This window comes from Mangrovibacillus sp. Mu-81, assembly GCF_036867415.1.
GTDB lineage: Bacteria > Bacillota > Bacilli > Bacillales > Bacillaceae_B > Rossellomorea.
Window position 1 is genome coordinate 415,961 of record NZ_JBAJHU010000002.1, and the last position, 18,279, is coordinate 434,239.

At 39.8% G+C, this 18,279-nt stretch carries 15 protein-coding genes; 3 read left to right on the plus strand and 12 right to left on the minus strand.

Annotated features, from left to right (window positions below; all coding sequences use genetic code 11):
* Window positions 1-2: 2 nt before the first annotated feature.
* Entirely contained in the window at window positions 3-1,052 is a 1,050-nt protein-coding gene (locus V6B33_RS05680; protein ID WP_334216775.1) for a DnaD domain-containing protein, read from the minus strand.
* 335 nt (window positions 1,053-1,387) lie between these two features.
* On the opposite strand from V6B33_RS05680, the gene V6B33_RS05685 reads away from it, so the two are divergent.
* The 3 genes from V6B33_RS05685 to V6B33_RS05695 all read left to right on the plus strand — a co-directional run bounded on the left by V6B33_RS05685 (window position 1,388) and on the right by V6B33_RS05695 (window position 4,819).
* Window positions 1,388-1,585, plus strand: coding sequence for a hypothetical protein (locus V6B33_RS05685; protein ID WP_334216776.1), 198 nt, complete (start codon window positions 1,388-1,390; stop codon window positions 1,583-1,585).
* Between the two features lie 91 nt (window positions 1,586-1,676).
* Complete coding sequence (locus V6B33_RS05690; protein WP_334216777.1) at window positions 1,677-2,489, plus strand: alpha/beta fold hydrolase; 813 nt, start codon at window positions 1,677-1,679, stop codon at window positions 2,487-2,489.
* A gap of 227 nt (window positions 2,490-2,716) precedes the next feature.
* Window positions 2,717-4,819 (plus strand): GDYXXLXY domain-containing protein, encoded by a 2,103-nt coding sequence (locus V6B33_RS05695; protein WP_334216778.1) that lies wholly within the window; start codon window positions 2,717-2,719, stop codon window positions 4,817-4,819.
* A gap of 381 nt (window positions 4,820-5,200) precedes the next feature.
* On the opposite strand, the gene V6B33_RS05700 is transcribed toward V6B33_RS05695, so the two are convergent.
* From V6B33_RS05700 to V6B33_RS05750, 11 genes are all read right to left on the minus strand, one after another.
* Complete coding sequence (locus V6B33_RS05700; RefSeq protein ID WP_334216779.1) at window positions 5,201-6,553, minus strand: glycoside hydrolase family 1 protein; 1,353 nt, start codon at window positions 6,551-6,553, stop codon at window positions 5,201-5,203.
* 52 nt (window positions 6,554-6,605) lie between these two features.
* Window positions 6,606-7,511, minus strand: a complete 906-nt coding sequence (locus V6B33_RS05705) for an ROK family protein (protein WP_334216780.1) — start codon at window positions 7,509-7,511, stop codon at window positions 6,606-6,608.
* An 84-nt stretch (window positions 7,512-7,595) separates the two neighbouring features.
* Window positions 7,596-8,912 (minus strand): 6-phospho-beta-glucosidase, encoded by a 1,317-nt coding sequence (locus V6B33_RS05710; protein ID WP_334216781.1) that lies wholly within the window; start codon window positions 8,910-8,912, stop codon window positions 7,596-7,598.
* Window positions 8,909-9,514, minus strand: a complete 606-nt coding sequence (locus V6B33_RS05715; RefSeq protein WP_334216782.1) for a DUF624 domain-containing protein — start codon at window positions 9,512-9,514, stop codon at window positions 8,909-8,911. Before V6B33_RS05715 ends, V6B33_RS05710 begins: the two co-directional genes overlap by 4 nt.
* A 28-nt stretch (window positions 9,515-9,542) precedes the next feature.
* Window positions 9,543-10,415, minus strand: a complete 873-nt coding sequence (locus V6B33_RS05720; protein WP_334217065.1) for a carbohydrate ABC transporter permease — start codon at window positions 10,413-10,415, stop codon at window positions 9,543-9,545.
* 18 nt (window positions 10,416-10,433) lie between these two features.
* Entirely contained in the window at window positions 10,434-11,306 is an 873-nt protein-coding gene (locus tag V6B33_RS05725) for a carbohydrate ABC transporter permease (protein ID WP_334216783.1), read from the minus strand.
* A 108-nt stretch (window positions 11,307-11,414) separates the two neighbouring features.
* The gene (locus V6B33_RS05730; protein ID WP_334216784.1) at window positions 11,415-12,728 is read right to left on the minus strand and encodes an extracellular solute-binding protein; all 1,314 of its coding nucleotides are present in this window, start codon (window positions 12,726-12,728) and stop codon (window positions 11,415-11,417) included.
* Between the two features lie 162 nt (window positions 12,729-12,890).
* A complete protein-coding gene (locus V6B33_RS05735; RefSeq protein ID WP_334217066.1) occupies window positions 12,891-13,982 on the minus strand; it encodes a DUF871 domain-containing protein in 1,092 nt (363 codons plus the stop codon).
* Window positions 13,983-14,115: 133 nt separating this feature from the next.
* Complete coding sequence (locus tag V6B33_RS05740; RefSeq protein WP_334216785.1) at window positions 14,116-15,624, minus strand: response regulator transcription factor; 1,509 nt, start codon at window positions 15,622-15,624, stop codon at window positions 14,116-14,118.
* A gap of 4 nt (window positions 15,625-15,628) precedes the next feature.
* On the minus strand, window positions 15,629-17,365 hold the full coding sequence (locus V6B33_RS05745) for a cache domain-containing sensor histidine kinase (RefSeq protein ID WP_334216786.1): 1,737 nt from the start codon (window positions 17,363-17,365) through the stop codon (window positions 15,629-15,631).
* A gap of 176 nt (window positions 17,366-17,541) precedes the next feature.
* Window positions 17,542-18,237 carry a GntR family transcriptional regulator gene (locus V6B33_RS05750; RefSeq protein ID WP_334217067.1) on the minus strand — a complete coding sequence of 232 codons (696 nt, stop codon included), beginning with the start codon at window positions 18,235-18,237 and terminating at the stop codon, window positions 17,542-17,544.
* Between the last annotated feature and the right edge of the window lie 42 nt (window positions 18,238-18,279).

The following is an 18,279-nucleotide window of genomic DNA, read 5'->3' on the forward strand; positions in this document are numbered from 1 at the left end:
ATTCACCCCTGCATCACAACTTGGGAAACACGCTCCCTGTACTCTTCCAACTCCGCCATCAGCTTCGCCTTCTCCACTTCAAATTCCTCATCCTGCTCCTGCACAGCAGCTTCTTCGGAAGTCTCCTGAGTGAACCATTCAGGCAACTTCTCCGTCCGGATCGGCTTCGTTTTCTGTCCAGTCCTCTTCTTACCCTTTGAACCTTTCTTACTCATAATCTCCAACTCTTTCGCCTCTGCATCATCCCGAACATCTTTCAGCTCCCACTTCATAAGGATCGCCTCCACGTAACTCCAATACTGCTTCCCCTGCTCGGCAGCCTTCTTCATCGCTTCCACAACAAGGCAGCTGGAAAGCTTCTCACACCAGCCCTGGATTTTCTCCTCAAGATAAGATCCCATCCTGCCGAATCCATTTTCTTTGAAAAATGTCACCGCACATTCACGCGCGCTTTGTTGTTGTTGATTGCTTTTAATTTCTGAAGAACTCTCTGAAGATCTCTCTGTATACGTCTCCCGCTCCACCGGAGGAGACCCCTCTACCTCCTGGGACAGGTCCTCCTTTGCATCGCAAGCGGTGGTCCGTTCCAACGTATCATCACGGCAAATGGAAACCAGCTCACTCACATGGCATCTTTCCCCTATCACCCTACGAACATTCTCCGCCACCGGCTGCACGTACATCACATTACTCAACACGATGCTCGACGTCGTGATCGTCCTGAACTCCCTGATCAGCAGGTGATGATCCACCAGGAAATCGATCCCTTCCTTCACCTGTCTCTTCGTAAACCCATATGTATCGGCAAACGCCTGGTAACTCTTCTGCAGCATATCCCCCTTGAATTTCGTCCTGGTCCCCACAACATTACCGCTCTCATCCCTGACAAATGTCGGACGGTACCAATACAAAATATCCGCCAGCAGCGTAATCGCTACAAAGTTCGCCTTCCCGCTCGAAAACGTTATATTCTTATACCACAAGTGAGGAACCAGATTCCCCTCGATCTTCATGTCCCCAACTTGATCGACTACGTTACAACTTGATTTCATAAAAAAATTCCACCTCTCCTATATCTATTCACTTACTAGATATTAAGAAATGCGGAAAAAGGATACCCTTGGATGAAATTTTTTTGTTAAACGTTCGTTTAATTGTCTGAATGGCTTCATGATCGGCTTTTGCGGGTTTAATCAAACGTTTGTTTAAAAAATAGTTTGGTCTTCTCTTGCCATGAGCCTCATCAGCCCATATTACTAAGTTGGTTAACCTTCTCCCATCCACAACGAAAAATCGCTGAAACAAATAAAAAAACCATTATTTTGAAACAATCATAAACCAAGGAACGTATAATCAACTACTAACAAAACAATAAGGGGCTGAAGCCATGAAGAAATGGCGAAAGAGAATGAAGGAAAAGAGACAAAGAAAACGCGATCGCGGAGAACATTATTCTACAGTGGATGGTCTTCTTGAACTGCTGTTCTGGGTACCGGAAATACTCTTTTTCCCTTTCAGGATGGTTTTTTGGCTGTTTAGGGGCATAGGTAAATTACTCGGAGATGTGTGGGATTTCATTCATTAAAACGCTGTCTCTTGTTCAATCTCTAATTTCCGATATGAAATAACATTATAGGGAATATAATATAGAAATTTACAGTCCAAGGAGGACCGCCATGAAAACATATATCGAAGTAGAACCGGGAATCGAATTATTCGTCCAGGATACCGGCAGCGGTGAGCCCATTGTCTTTATTCCTGGGTTCACCTTTACAACTGAAGTCTTTTCCGAGCAGGTCAAACACTTTTCAAAAACTCACCGTACGATTGTGATCGATCCCAGAAGTCACGGCCGATCGACCATGACGGTTCATGGGAATGACTATGTAACACACGGGATGGATCTGCAAAAAGTATTAAAGGAATTAAAAGTAGAGAATGCAACGCTTGCCGGCTGGTCATTCGGCTGCTTAACAGTTTGGGAATATATCCGCCAATTCGGTACTGATGGTATCAAATCCCTTGTTTTTATTGATATGCCGCCAAAATCCTTATCCGTGCAGCAAGACAAGGATTGGGTGGAAGGTCCTCTTGATGACATGGCTGCAGCCTACACGAACTACTTTCGGAATCCAAAAGGACAACGGGATTTCATTTCCGCTTACGCCACCGGGGTCATGGTGCAACGGGAACTGAAGGAAGAAGAATTAGACTGGATTGTCGAGCAATCACTAAAGACACCTTACTATATTGCCGCCAATCTGTTTTCTTCCGGCCTTTTCTCGGATTATCGTGACGAGGCGGCAAAAAGCAGTGAATCCGTCCCGACTCTATATTTCGTTGCGGAGCACTGGGCAGAAGCAGCTAAATTCTACCTCAGCACACTGGTTCCTAAAGCGTCGGTGGAAGTTTTGGGAGGACATCTTATGTTTTGGGAGCATGGTGAGAAGTTTAATGAGGTTGTTGAGGGATTTTTAGAACGGTACTGATAAAAAAGCATTTTCTCTACTCAATCTGCCTCAAACTAAAGCAATGAGAAGACTGCCTTTTTGGAGTTGAAGGCAGTCTTTCCTTTGACTGGATTATGTGGTTTTTTACTCTTAGGGTGGCGCAATTTCCACTTCCACTTTTATGTAGAAAGTCAATCGTAACCGTCCCTGTTTAACCTTTCCTTGCTCATATAGTAGAGCAATCAACCGAAAAAAGGGTGAATCATATGAAGAAAGTGATTTCTTTGACGTATTTATTCGGGGTAGTGTTTCTTTTGGCAAGTGCACTTTATTTTTTCGCTTCTAATTGGCAGGTGTTTTCCCGGCTGGAGAAAGTGGCTTTGGCGGGTTGTTTGATTGTGTTGTTCTATGGGGCAGCTTTTCTGTTGGACCGTGTATTGAAGGGGGTCCATTTCCTTTCAAACTGGATGCTGGTCAGCGGGGTGATCTCGTTTGGCTTATCGGTTGCTCTCCTCGGGCAGCTTTACAATTCCCACGCGGACAGTTATTTATTGTTTCTTGTCTGGTCGATTCCCGCCCTCCTCTTCAGCTTGTACACGAGGTACAGCGGTTTTTACGCATTGACCCATATCCTCATCCATTTGACGATTTACTTCTACTTATTCCCTTCGTCTTCAATCGGGGACTGGACCCTACTCCATACATGGATCGCTTTCGGAGTCGGAATCATGAACACACTCTTGTTTTTGGTCATAAAAAAAGGCTGGATCGCTTCAAAGCCTTTGCTTTATCTGAGTCTAGTCTCTGCCAACCTTCTCTTTATAATCACAGCATTCCATGACGGATATTCCGTTTTCTTCTCTCTCTTTTATATCTTCATTCTGGGGGTTGGGGTGTACCGGTACCTTCATAAAGAAACATCTATCTTCATCATCCTTTCGATTTTTGGAACGGCCTTTATCATTAGTAAAATGTTCGAGTTGATGGCACGGTTTGTGTCCAGTCTTTTCTTTGTCGGTCTCTTATTAGCCGCAATCCTGTTATTGGCGGGAAGTGTTTTCCTTGTGAACTATTTACGGAAGCATCCCTCCTCCCGTCATTGGACGAAGACGATCTTCGTTGCCAGCGTCACGACCATCGCCTCTGTTTTCATCGTGGCATCCGTTTTCGGTCTGCTTTCGTTGTTCATGGTGGACGCCTCAATGATCACTCTATTTATATTGGCGACCGTATTTCTCGTCATTCCGAGCACGGTAACCAGCTGGCCGACTCCTGTAAAATATTCACTTACGATGACCGGCATCCTCTTCGGGATGATGGCAAGTACCTTTGATGACTTTTCGTTTGCGATGTTCTTCGTTCTGGCCTTTGTGTTTTATCTTGAAAAACGGGCCGCTGCGAAGGTTGTATTCTACCTTCTTTTTCAATTGAACATGGGGATCTTCCTTGGGCAAACGCTGGAATTAGGCGCCCATCCCCTCCTGGCGGTGATGATGCTCTTAAATAGTGCCGTGTACCTTGCTATTAATAAAAGGCACGTCATCCAGTATGGAGCGTTTCTCATTGGGTTCCTTTCCTTTTTCTCGTTAACGGTCATCGATCTTTCGTTGCAGCTTCATATGATCTATACCGCTCTGTTCTTTCTTGCTACAACGTTCTGCATATATTTCTTCAGAAAGCGGGATCGCACCTTCTATTGGGTTACATCCTTTGTCTTCTGGTTCATGCTCATCATTCAGCTGTATTACGATCTTGCCTGGAAGCTCGTCCATAAATCCCTGCTCTTAGCCGTATTAGGAGTACTCTTCATGATGGCGGCTGCATACCTGGACAGAAATGCCGGCCCCGATCAGAAGTCTCGCTCGATGATTGCCGGTAAAAGGTTTGGGATCCTCCTCATCATCTGCCTCCAAGGGGGTTGGATCGGGTATAGTGTCTATTCAAACGAAACCCTTTTACAAAACGGGGAAACAATCCAATTGGAGCTTCAGCCTGTCGATCCGAGATCCCTCCTCCAGGGCGACTATGTGCAATTGAATTACACCATTTCCCAGCTCGAAGGCACCTCCATCGATGACAACGGGCCCATCACCATCGTGCTGTGGAAAAATGCACAAAGTATCCACGAATATACAGGTGTTTATAGCTTCAGCGGGGAATGGAATGCCCCTTACGAAAAGAAACCCGGTGATGTCCTCCTGAACGGGAAGGTCACAAGCTCATGGGACCAAACCGCCCAGGTCACCTACGGAAGCAAACACTTCTTCATCCCCGAAGGAACAGGACTCGATGTGGAAGGAAAAGTGAAGACGGCCGTGGTCAAAGTGAGTGAAGGGGGGAATGGGATTTTGGTGCGATTGCGGGAGTAGGTGGTGCGGGACTAGGGGACAGGTCCCTTGTCCCAGAAAACCCCAAAAAAGAAAACCAAGGGGAACAGAGGCTTTATAAACGTAGTTCCTGTCACCTTGGTTCCCTGCTTTCTTGTCTTATAGAGATATCATTCATTTCCTTTACTTCTTTAATACTACTAGTTCCTTGATTGTTTATGAAGATAGTAATATTATTTGGGGGGATGCATTTTAGAAGGGATAACACAGTATCTTCTTTATACTATATTTGATCTGCCATACACTAAATCAACACAAAAGACTGCCTCATTCTTACGAAGGCAGTCTTTTCTTTTACAGTCTATTCAGGTACGAGGCATAAATTTTCGATCCGACTTTTTAATTTTGAAACGTACGTTGTGCCTAAAGCTCGTCACCATTTGATTCAATTACCTTTTTAAACCAATAAAAGCTGCTTTTTCTGTATCTCTTTATATTTTTCAAATCTTTTTCTCCCCGATCCACAAAAATAAGGCCATAACGCTTGGACATTTCACCTTTTGAGCTAAGTATATCTGTGGATCCCCAGGTGAGGTATCCCATCACTTCTACACCTTCCTGGATTGCGATCTTCATTTGTTCAATATGCTGTTTCAGGTAATCAATTCGATAGTGATCCTGAACCACCAAATTTTCATTCAACTCTTCTTTCACACCGATCCCGTTCTCGGTAATAAAGATTGGAAATTTATATCGTGCATACATATCTTTGAGGACAATTCTTAAACCGATTGGATCAATGGCCGCTCCCCACTCGCTTAGTGTTAAATGTGGATTTCCTGTCATGCCAGCCGTAATCCCTGGTTCTTCGGTATGCTGAACAATTCTACTTTGATAATAACTAATAGATAAGTAGTCCACTGTATATTCCTTTAACAGTACCTGATCGTCCCTTTCGAATGCTGGGAGAATATTTTTCGATTCTAAGTCAGTGGTCACATAGGCAGGGTATTCTCCGCCTGTAAGAACATCAAGGTAAAAATCGTTTAATAATTCCTTCGCTTTATAATTCGCAAGGATATCTTCTGGCTTTGAAGTGGCAGGGTATGTCAGCAGGCAGGAAATCATTCCTCCCATTTTACCATCCGGAATAATCTCTCGCATGGCTTTTGTTGCCTTCGCATGCGCGACTAGAACATTGTGGCATACTTGATATTTTAATGCCTCTGAGAGGTTCGGATCCGAAACACCCCAATATTCAGGATTTAGCAAAACTAAATTAATCTCATTGAACGTTAGCCAATATTTCACTTTATCCTTATAACGTGTAAAGACCGTTTTGGCATATGTTTCGAATAAATCGACAACTTTTCTGGAAGAAAAGCCATTATATTTTTTGGCCAAGGCTAATGGTAAGTCAAAGTGATACAGCGTAATAACAGGTTCAATTCCATTTTCAATCAATTCATCTAAGAGGTCGTCATAAAATTGTAAGCCTTCTTCATTTACTTCTCCTTCACCATCGGGAAAAATTCGTGCCCAGGAGATACTTGTCCGATAGGCATTGTAGCCCATCTCCTTAAATAAAGAGATATCTTCTTTATATCGATGGTAGAAATCAATGGCCGTTTTCCAGTCTGAATAATTTTCCGGGACAGATCTGGCATCTACAATGGACAATCCTTTCCCATACTGCTCTGAAGCACCTTCTGTTTGGAAGGAAGTGACTGCTCCTCCCCACATAAAGTTTTTCGGTATAACGTTCAACTTCTCCATGAATAATGCAACTCCCTCTCCTCTTTACAATTTAAGAATAGTCTTCTGTGCTTTACTCCAAGGCAGATACATTCAATTGCATCTCATTTATTAATCCATATACTGCGCCTAGAAGATTGGCATTTTGTCGAAATTTGCATACCGCAATAGTGGGTTTTATCGTTGCATTGGGAATGGACTCCAAAATATTGTCAAGTTTTTCATAGATTCGATCAATTAAATCTTCCCTTACACTGATACCACCACTTATTAAAGTAATCTCCGGATCATAGATATACTGTATATTATAGATTCCAAGGGCTAAGAGGTGGAAAAATTGATCAATCCCCTCTATACAATCCCGGTCTCCCAATTCTGCTAAGCGAAAGATTTCTTCACCGGAAAGCGAATCTGCATCAATCCGCTTACGTCTTGCTACATTTTTCACCATAGAAACGGTTGATTCCATTCTTACCCATCCATTAGGATCCATTTCCTTATTTGGATTAAGTAACATCAAGCCAAATTCACCACCATGTAAATTGGCTCCTTTATGTAAGTTTCCTTTTTTAATGATGGCCCCTCCAATTCCTGTTCCAATTGCAATAATCACAACATCCTCTTTACCCTTTGCTGCCCCTGCCCAGACTTCGGCTAATCCCGAACAGTTGGCGTCATTTTCCAGATATACGGGCAGATGGGTTTCACTTGCAATTAAATGCTTGATATTCGGACCATGGATATAAGAAATGGCACTTGCCCCATATATAATACCTTCACTTGAGACTGCACCAGGCGAACTGATGGCAATTCCTTTTACTTCCCTATGCAAGTCAGCATATCGATGGATGAACTGTAATAATTCATCCAAGGTCTTCGGTGTTTTTACTTTGTTTTGTTCTAAAATGCTACTATCTGATCCAATTACTCCATACTTTACGAAAGTACCACCAATATCAATAGAAATGTATGTATCCATTTCATCGCCTCATTCTTTGACTTATGCTTACTGAATATAACTAATATGACAATAGACCTGTTTTCTTTGCCCTTGACACCCTCCTTATTGAAACTGAGGGAGATTTTCCTTGTGTGCCGCAAGCATTTCATCCAGGATTTGTTTGGCTAATGTGTCCGACGGAACAAGTGGATTGATTGTCATAGCCAAGAGGGCTGTGTGGTACTCCCCTGTTACTGCTGCATCGATTGTGGTTCTTTCAAATGATTTGATTTGCTGAACAAGACCTCGTACAGGAACCGGTAAATCCCCAATGGTAAGAGGTTTGGGTCCATCTTTTGTGATGACACAACTGACCTCTATGACTGAATCATCCGGGATACTTGCGATGGATCCCTTGTTAAGTGTATTCACAGTCTGAATATCACCTTTGTCATTATAAATTGAATCAATCAGGTTACACGCCACATCACTATAGTACGCGCCGCCACGTTCTTCTAATTGTTTTGGCTTTTCGTGCAAGTTTTCATCCTGATAGAGTTCAAAAAGCTCCTCTTCCAACTTTTGAACCACCATGGCACGAATCCCTTTTTCTTCATAGTCTTGTAGTTCTGACTCTAACATTTCCTTTTGTTTATAATAATACCGGTGATATGGACAGGGAAGAACCTTCAACGCTTTCAAAAAATCCGGTTCAAAGGTTAGATTCTTAATATTTTTCATATTGATTTCTCTTTCATTCATAGCCAATTTGTTGATTGCACTTTCGGTGATGTCCTCACCATCAAGGTAAATTGTTAAGCCAAATACCATATGATTTAATCCAGCGAAATCAATGCGGATTCGTTCCGGCTCTACCTTCAGTGCCTCTGCAACTCCTCTTTCCATCCCGATTGGAACATTGCAGACCCCAATAACTTTTTCCCAATTCGAATATCTGCAAATGGCTTCCACAATCATCCCTGCAGGGTTGGTAAAGTTAATAAGCCACGCATTTGGACATAGTTCTTCCATCTCATTCACAATCTCTAATATAACAGGGATAGTACGGAGTGCTTTAAACAGTCCTCCTGGTCCGTTCGTTTCCTGCCCAATCACACCATATCGCAGTGGAATTTCTTCATCTTTTGCTCTTGCTTTTAATTGTCCAACCCGAAATTGTGTGGTCACAAAATCCGCATCCTTAAGGGCGGCTTGGCGGTCCAAGGTTAAGTGAATTTCCATTGGGATATTCGCCTTTTTGATCATCCTTTTCGCAAGATTTCCTACGATATGTAATTTTGTTGCCCCTTCATCGATATCAACAAGCCACAATTCTTTAATTGGAAGAGATTCATAGCGTTTGATAAACCCTTCGATCAGTTCTGGTGTGTAACTTGATCCCCCGCCAATCGTGACAACCTTCAATCCCTTCTTGGTCATGAGATGCTCCTTTCAGCCAGCTTTGCTTGCAGCCTCTTGTTTTCCTCGGAATTTCCTATTTTCACGATGAAATATGCGGCAATACTTATCCCGAAAAAGAAGGTAATTCCAGGTATAAAGGCAATGGCAAGTAATTCTAAAACTAGAATAAAAAAATAACCTGCATTATTTTTTGGTAAAACCCAGACGAATGAAAATGCCCTTTTGACTTGTGAGACAATTGGTTGATTCGTTTCTAAGTACTGAAAAAAGTGAATCATACTTAAAAAAAGCAACCCAATCATACCCATTACTAAATATTTGAGATAGATCGATTGAAAGATCAATAGATTGGTGCTTATTAGAAGGAACATGAAATGCCATATGAGTGCCGCTCCGCTCAATTTTATGAAGGAACAGGTAAAAGCATTTCGGAATTCACGAAATGCTTCTCCAGATGATAAGTCTTTTTCCTTTAAGACCGTAATTAGAGCATGCGTGGCAGGGAAAATTCCAAATACACCTAATCCAAGTAAAGTAAATAACATCCACAGCACTTGCAAGTAGGCAAACCAATATATTTTCTGCAGAACATAAACGTATTTTGAAAGGATAACATTCATCTGCCACACCGCCTTTTACTATTACTCATTATCCTTTAACCGCTCCTGCTACCATGCCTTTCATAATCTGTTCTTGGAAAAGAACATACATGATGATGGTTGGAATGACAGCGATTGTCATCGCAGCCATCGTAAGCGCGTAATCTGTACTAAATCCATCGGAGAACACTGCTAAGCTTAATGGCAATGTCTTTAATGCACTATCATTGATAAATACCAACGCAAAGACAAACTCATTCCAATATCGTAAAAATGCCAGGATCGCAACTGTTGATAATGCCGGCACACTTAATGGAAGCATGATCTTGAAGAATATCCCCCAGTATCCACTTCCATCTATAACCGCCGCTTCTTCTAACTCCTTCGGTACTGCACTCATATAGGCAACAGTCAAAAAGATGGCGATTGGGAGTTCAAATGCAGTATAAGGTAATATAAGGGCCCAATAACTATCTAAGAGGCCAACTGAATTCATCAACGTAAATAAAGGAACCAACGTACTATGAACCGGTATCAACATACCCAGTAAAAACAAAACGACTAAAAATCCTTTTAACTTAAACGTAAATCGTGATAATACATAAGCCGTTAATGCTCCAAGGAAAACTGTCAATGCAGTTGCACTAACTGAAACAATCGAGGAATTAATCATCGCCTGTCCGAGGTTGGCTACTTCCCATGCCCTGGTAAAGTTTTCCCACGCAACGCTTGTTGGGAAAGAGTAAGGAGATGCAAAGATTTCTTCATTCGTTTTAAAAGCACTCGTAATCAACCAGTATAACGGGTATATCATTAATAAAGAAAAGAGCGTTAGAAACAAAACTTTGATTGTTTTAAATAATCCTGCTTTTAATGAGAAATCTAAAGAGGATTTCTTTTTATAAGTTTGAGTTTGAGTGATCACCTTACCGGCACCTCCCTAATCTTTTTTCCTCATTAATATTTGGCTAATCCCGATTAGAATCAAGCTTAATATAATGATTAAAGTGGATATTGCAGAACCGAAACCGTATCGATACACCATGAAGGTATTATTGTACATATAGGTTGCCAGAATTTCAGTTGACTGGGCCGGTCCGCCACCTGTCATGACAAATACTTGGTCAAAAGCTTTTAAACTCCCAGAAATACATAAGATGATGACAACCTTAATGGTTCCCCACATATTCGGTAAAATAATGTAGAATAATTTTCTCCATCCGGTAGCACCATCAAGTAACGCAGCCTCTTCAATTTCTGCAGGCATGTTTTGAATAGCAGCGATAAAGATGATCAAATAGGGGCCAATATAGTTCCATATTATCGGTACAGAAACTGCATACATATTCACAGATGGGTCAGCAAGCCATGCTCTCGTCCATTCTTCAAGTCCTACTGCGGTTAATAAATTATTCACAATCCCGAATTCCTGATCAAAAATATAACCCCAGATAAGACCTACTACAACTGTAGAGATAACCATTGGTAAAAAGACAGCCGAGCGAACAAAGCGCTGGAATAAGCTGCTCTTCCTCAGTATTAAAGCAAGTCCGAGGGCGATTGGAACTTGTCCTAACACAGATGCTGCTACAATAATAAGGTTATTTTTAAAAGCCCTCCAAAATACAGGATCTTGAATGACTTCTATATAATTCTGAAATCCAATATAGGTTGCTTCACCCAATCCAGACCAACTAAAAAAGCCATAATAGGAAGACCAGAAAATGGGTACGATGACGAAAAAGCTGTAAAGCAAAAGAGCAGGAAGTAACGTCATTACTAACAACCCTCTTAACTTTAGTCCTGATTGCATACAATCCCCTCCTCTCATTGGCTTTTTTATTTAAGCTCCATTGACTGCAGCCAGGGCACTTTCGCTCAGTGCCCTTCGCTCCAATCAACTTCGTTTGTAACTTTACGATCAATCTTTATTTGCTGCTTGTGCGTTTTGTATATTTTCCGCTACTTTTTCTACATCCCCACCAAGCATAATTTCTTGTAATCCATTATTGACTGCTTCAGCCGCTGCAGACGTTAAGTGCAAATCATATACAGGGGCGAACTCAGCACCTTTTACAAGGTTAAATGCTTCATAAAATAATGGATCTGCCGTATTTTGATCAAGTTCAACATCATACATAACCATTGAATTACTTTCTGCAATAGCCTTTTGTGCTTCTCCGTTACTTAATGTGTAAATTAACTCTAACGCGGCTTCTTTGGCAGCACCTTCTGTTTTACTGCTTAATAGGTATCCTCCACCTGGACCACCCGTAATTGTATTTCCTGCACCTTTACCGCCTTCAATTGCCGGTACTGTTGTGATCCCGATGTTTGCTAATACATCTTCTGATCCCGAAGCAGCTAAACTGCTAATTGTCCAAGAACCATTAATCATCATGGCAGCTTTTCCTTGGGCAAAATACTGTTCAGCTTGAGTATTGTCCATGCTGTTTGCGCCATCAGAATACGCTTCATGATCCACAAGTTCTTTAAATTTATCTAATGCATCAATGAATACTGGATCTGTAAATGATGCGCCATCTTGGTTAACTGCATTCATGAACCATTCTGTACCTGTTACCCGGTCCGCAATCGCACCAAATGTTGTAGATTGTGCTACCCAAGGAGCCTTATTCCCCATTGCAAGAGGTGTAATATCTTTTTCCTTAAAGAAGTCGATGGTTTCAATAAACTCGTCCCAAGTTGCCGGTACCTCCAAGTTATGTTCTTCGAATAGTGACTTGTTATAATATAGGAAAGAGGTTGAAGACATCGCAACTGGTGCTGAGTATAATTCTCCGTCATAGTTGTATGGATCTAATGCACCTTTTAAGAAGGAGTCTTTCCATTCAGGATTTTCTTCGAATAATTGAGTAATAGGTTGAATTAAATCACTTTTATGGAATTCATCTGTAAAACTGCCAGCATACGTCAAAAAGACATCAGGAAGCTCATCCGCAGCAGCAACCGTACTTACTCGTTGACGATATCCATCAACTGGAATGGCTTGTGCATCGATTTCAATATCCGGATGGTCCTTTTCAAATTGAGTAATCATATCTCTTACTTTTCTTGCACGTAAATCATCCCCGGCAAAGTTATGCCAGACTGATATTTTTGTTTTTCCAGAGTCTTTCCCAGAAGCACCTTCTTTATCTCCGGTTCCACTGCATCCAGCTAAAGCGAGAAGAAGGACTAATACCATTACGAAGAACTTTTTCAAATTGACCACTCCTTTATTATTTATATATCTAGCTTATAATAGCGCTTTCATTTTGGTAAGGTGGGCATTCCACAGATAAAGGGAGACAAATCGAAGAATATTAAAAAAATTCAGATTTTAAAAACCGAATCTATAAAAAGATTCGGCTTATCATTATTCGGGCTTTCAGAACTACTCTTTTTCTACGAACGTGAAGGTAGTCCACGGATTAATGTAATTTAATAGAAATAGATTTTCAGGGACTATTTTTGCCACAATATTTTTCCGGTCATCCTCTGGCATTTCTTTCAACACGATTTGGAGTTCCGCCTTGTATTTCCCGAATGTATCATTGCCAATTGCCACATCCCCCACTAGTTGTTTGTTCGCTCCGAGGGGAATAATTGGATGGTTTGCGTATATTTTTCTTACCTCGGTGGATCGGACTAGGTATTCCGTGATATCCCCTCTACGAACATGTTCCTCATTAAAGATGATTTGTTTTTCATAAGTGGATATTCCATCTTCCAACTCGATTTCAAGCTCTAATACATATCGGTTTAATTTACCCAGTTTGATAATTTCCTCATCACTTGCATAAGCATTTCCAATAATGACATCCTCAATCAGGCCGGTTGCCCAGAGGTGTTTTGCTTGAATGTGAATCGGCAGGTTACGATGTTCTTCCAATGTGGATAGACCATCGTTAATACTCCATGGACCCAGATTTCCGTTTGAAGATGAAACAAAGGCAGCTGTTCGGATTCCAAGTTTCTTAAATCGTTTCGAACAACTCACAAAGTAATCATATGCTAATCCTGTGTATCTTTGCGGGTAAAAATTATGACACCCGATGATCGTATGTCGGTTTGGCTGATGTGAAAAGATATTATTTACATAATCAATATCATTACTCATGTTCAATTCAATTTTTAAATCGTATGGATTATACGATAATTTGGCTTCTGTCTTCCCATCAAAGGCAACATCTAATCGCACTCCATCTGCCCCTAATTCAGCAAAGAAACTAAGATCATCATAACTAATTCCGAGGGAGTCAAATATGGATGGTGCTACATCCAGAATGACTTCCATATTTAGTTCCTTTGCATAAGAAATAATATCCTTAAATTTCTTTGCAATTTCATCCTTTGATTTTTCTGCTGAAAGCAAACAGGTAAAGACACGGGAAAATCCATTCTCTTTCGCTACTGTTAAATACCTTTTATCTTCTTCCGGAATGGATTTTTCAGGATAAATCGATACACCCAGTTTTCGCATAATACTACATCTCCCTTGTGTAATATATATTGATTTCCGTTCCAAATTGAGTAATCTTCCTTTAATTCACATCGCAAGCAGGAAATAAGCCTCCGCCTTTCACTACATTCAACTATGGAAAACGAACAGAACCTAATCAATTAATATGTGAATGCTTGTCCCGATACTGAGAAGGTGTCATGTCATAATAGCGTTTAAAAATCTTCGTAAAATATTTGCTGTCCGTATATCCTACTAAATGTGCTATTTCTTTTACACTTACCGAGGTGTATGTCAGGTAGTCTACAGCTTTTTTAATACGTAAATCTGTTAAAAGTTCAACATAGGATTTCCCCATTTTCCTCCTAATGACTTCGCTCAGATAATTGGGGTGGACTGGAATTTTATCTGCAACTTCTTTTAATGTGATCGGCTCACCAAGACACTTTTCCATATATAAAATCGATTCTTCAACATAATTCGTATTTTTTTGATAACTCCGTTTAAAATTCCTTAAGATCACCACAAAGAGAGAAAACAACTCTTCCTTCGGATGTTCAAACCACGTCTGGATAGGTGGCATTGATTCATAATTCTCTTGGCTTTTCTTCTGTCCAAACTGATTAATAAATCGAATACTTTCAATATATAAATGCTGCACATAGAATTGAATCGACTTTGGTGTGGCATCCGGGTGGTGAAATAACCATTCAACAAATGCAGAGATCCATCTTTTCAAGTTTTCTTCGTTTCCTTGTTTAATACATTCCATGAGCTCATTTTTATGTGTTGTCATGTAATCCTTATAGGAGATGCCTTTGCGATCGACAATATCTTTCTCCATCACTCTTGAACGATCTGACAATATCCATTGATATGGAATGAAAGAAGTCACTTGTTTATACAAATTGGGCAAATCGTCTAGTGAGCTTACAATCGAACCCATTATGATTGGCTTTTGATAGATTTCTTTTATTCTTCTTGAGGCAATCTGTAAAAGATAATCATCTTTTAAATATTTCTCGCGCTTCACAATAATCAATAGATGATTATGATAACCGAACCACTTCCCATTGATATAACTATTCCATAATTCCTCACGGGCTTGAATATGACCAGGGTTATCAGATGCATCAATAAGCATAAGTTGATATGGCGGTTTTTCAAAAACAGGATTGGCTCCAATTAGTATTTCATAGTCAAACTTTCGGGACTCATCTTGTATGGCTTCCCTTAGGAAATTGTTTACGGTCCGCTCTACCTCTGAAACTTTCAACAGGTCATATTCTTTCACTTTTTCTAATCTCTTCTTTGCTCTTTCTACTGCTGATATAATCTCATCGGGAGAGCTGGTTTTTAATAAATAATCACAAACATTCTGACGGATTGCTTCCTGAGTATATTCAAAATCATCATAACCAGTAAGCAATATTGACTCAATTTGGTAATTGTTTTCAGCAATGTAAGAGACCAGTTCCAGACCAGTCATCCCTTTCATTCGGATATCTGATATAAGGATATCCGGACATTCGATTTCCAGTTGTTTGATTACTTCCTCGGCAGACGACACCGGTTTTAATAAGGTATATCCTAATTCACTCCATGGGATGACCTTTGATATCCCTTCTCGAATGATAATCTCATCATCAGCTATTAAAACTTTCATTCCATCATCTTCCCTTTATTGGAACAGAAAACCTGACTACTGTTCCTTTGTTGATTTCGCTGTCGATCGTCAATCCCGAGTTTTTCCCGAAATGTAAAATGAGTCGTAAGTTTACATTTCGAAGTCCATAATTCTTCCCTATGACCATTTCATTCACTGGATCCTTCTTAAATTGTTCGTTCAGTTCTTTTAATTTCTCGTCTGGAATCCCAATTCCATTATCTTTTATTTCAAAAAGCATATAGCCGTCTTGTTCTTTTGCAGTGACATGAATCATTCCATAATAATTCTCAACCTTGAAAAAGCCATGATTAATACTGTTTTCGATTAATGGTTGAAGGACAAGTTTGAGCATTGAATGTTGTTTGATTTCATCTGGGATTGATAATTCCAACTGAAAACTATTTGGATAGCGAATCTTTAATATCTCCAAATAGTAAATTAAATTCCCTACTTCTTGTTCAACCGTGCAATATTCATTCCCTTTGTTCAGACTAAATCGTAAAAAGTTGCTTAAGTGAGAAACAACTTTAGATATATCATAAGCTTTCGTGCTTAAGGCAATCCAATGGACACTAGCCAACGTATTATATAAAAAGTGCGGATTGATTTGTGATTGTAATGCTTGCATATCCAATGTTCGTTTAAGGGATTCTTTCTTTTTCAACTCATCCAATAATTCAGCTATGCGATAGTTTAATCCATTATACGTTCGAATCAATTCACCAATTTCATTATCCGTGTAGGAATCGACTGTTTTAATCGTATCTCCGGGATTTGATTTTTGAATGGATTCCTTCAATGACGTTAAAGGTTTTAACACTTTCGAGATAAAAAAGATAACAAGACTCGTACTAAGCAGAGCTGCCAAAATAACAGAATAAATCGTTAACCAAAGAAAATAACTGTTTTGAGAACTGTATTCCTTAAATGGAATGATTTCTACCAATTCCCAATCCACAGATGGAATGTCCCTAGTGAAAACAGTTGCTTTTTCGTTCGTAGATTGATAGATGAAGCTTTCATCCTGGTTCCTGTCCTTGATATATTGGTTCAATCTTGAGATATCTAAATCAACACTCTTATTATGTGTGTTCTCGGCAAGAACTTTTCCGTCATTCATAAGCAAAACGGACCCATTCCATTCAAGATCAATGGAATTCACATATTCTGTGATCACCTTTTGATTGAGACTAATCGCTAAATATCCAATCAACTCATAATTATTCGTGCTGCGAATTGGTCTAGTTAACGTAATCATCTCTTTTTTGCCATCTAGAGTCCTGTTTTTTTCTTTCACTGACCACCATTTCCCTTTTGGCATCTTCTCGACGTCTATTTCGATATCTTCCGTTGTAAGGGTAGTGGCAATATTTGAATTTCCATTTATGGGCATAATTAAAATATTTTCAATATAACGTTTAGAAAATGCAAGATTTGATAGAAACCCGTAAATATCTCGCTGTTGAGTATAAAGGTTTCCTTTTTGACTTAAATAGTCTTGCACGGATTGATTTCCAATTAAAAATCCCGACATAGTTTCAACATCACTGACGATAAACTCGATTGCAGCATGGAGCTGATCGATGGAGCTTTTTCCTGATATATTGGCTCGTTCTTTTGAAACCTGGATTGTCGTAAAGTAAGAAAACAGGCCCAAAAGGCATATTGGGATTAAGACAACAATTAAGATAAGAACAGTCAACTGATTCTTTAAAGAACGACGAAACCATTTCTTCATTGCACTCAAATCCCTATCTTGATATTAATGAGACAAATATTCATTACTTTTCCTTGTCCCGCCTTCTACATCTATCGAAATATTCTATACTATTTACCTATATTAAAAGTTATATCTCTCAATCATTTTATCACAATTATTTTTTGTATAATCGCAATTTTCACTCATTTCCTTTGTTATTGAGTGTAATCATTATATGTCACAATATAATGATGCTTTTCGGTATGATAGAACCCTTCGCTATATTCCACTATTTTCCCATCTTCATTTTGCGACCGACGGATTCTTTTTAATACCGCTGTTCCTTTTTCAAGTTTTAAGGTTTCATGAATGTGAGAGGGTGCAAGGGCTACTGTAAATTCATCCCGAAAGGATACAAGTCGAATATTCTGCTCCTCCAAATAGCGGTACAAAGAATTAATCTGTATATCATTCAAATCTTCTTCATTTTCGTTTAGTAAAAGATAGTGATTAAAGTAAATATACGGTTCATCGTCCAAAAGAAAGACCCTCTCAATTTTCAAGCAATGATCCACAAATTGAGAATGCATAGTAGGGTCCGGAATCACTTCAACCTTCTTAATGCTTAATACTTTCTTCGTAATCCGGTGGCCTTCTTCTACTAATATCTCTGTAAAGTGCTTTCCCTTTGAAAGCTTTGCAGCCGAAACATTTGCAATGACTTTCGTTCCTTTCCCACTTTTCTTTTCAAGATAGCCTTCTTGAACAAGTTCTTTAATTGCATTTCTTACCGTAATCTTACTCACATTGAACTCTTGTTCTAATTGAGGTTCGGAGGGAATGTTTGTATGAAGTGCAAATTCACCATTTAATATCCGATCTTTCAAGACTTCTTTAATTTGTAAATACATTGGACCTTTATTTCGTTTCACATTCAATCCCAATCTCCTGCC

What these genes read in the sequence shown, in the direction of transcription:
- V6B33_RS05725 (WP_334216783.1), bottom strand. Translation starts at nt 11,306, where the DNA reads ATGCAATCAGGACTAAAGTTAAGAGGGTTGTTAGTAATGACGTTACTT.
- V6B33_RS05740 (WP_334216785.1), bottom strand. Translation starts at nt 15,624, where the DNA reads ATGAAAGTTTTAATAGCTGATGATGAGATTATCATTCGAGAAGGGATA.
- V6B33_RS05680 (WP_334216775.1), bottom strand. Translation starts at nt 1,052, where the DNA reads ATGAAATCAAGTTGTAACGTAGTCGATCAAGTTGGGGACATGAAGATC.
- V6B33_RS05710 (WP_334216781.1), bottom strand. Translation starts at nt 8,912, where the DNA reads ATGACCAAGAAGGGATTGAAGGTTGTCACGATTGGCGGGGGATCAAGT.
- V6B33_RS05695 (WP_334216778.1), top strand. Translation starts at nt 2,717, where the DNA reads ATGAAGAAAGTGATTTCTTTGACGTATTTATTCGGGGTAGTGTTTCTT.
- V6B33_RS05705 (WP_334216780.1), bottom strand. Translation starts at nt 7,511, where the DNA reads ATGGATACATACATTTCTATTGATATTGGTGGTACTTTCGTAAAGTAT.
- V6B33_RS05685 (WP_334216776.1), top strand. Translation starts at nt 1,388, where the DNA reads ATGAAGAAATGGCGAAAGAGAATGAAGGAAAAGAGACAAAGAAAACGC.
- V6B33_RS05745 (WP_334216786.1), bottom strand. Translation starts at nt 17,365, where the DNA reads ATGAAGAAATGGTTTCGTCGTTCTTTAAAGAATCAGTTGACTGTTCTT.
- V6B33_RS05700 (WP_334216779.1), bottom strand. Translation starts at nt 6,553, where the DNA reads ATGGAGAAGTTGAACGTTATACCGAAAAACTTTATGTGGGGAGGAGCA.
- V6B33_RS05690 (WP_334216777.1), top strand. Translation starts at nt 1,677, where the DNA reads ATGAAAACATATATCGAAGTAGAACCGGGAATCGAATTATTCGTCCAG.
- V6B33_RS05715 (WP_334216782.1), bottom strand. Translation starts at nt 9,514, where the DNA reads ATGAATGTTATCCTTTCAAAATACGTTTATGTTCTGCAGAAAATATAT.
- V6B33_RS05750 (WP_334217067.1), bottom strand. Translation starts at nt 18,237, where the DNA reads ATGTATTTACAAATTAAAGAAGTCTTGAAAGATCGGATATTAAATGGT.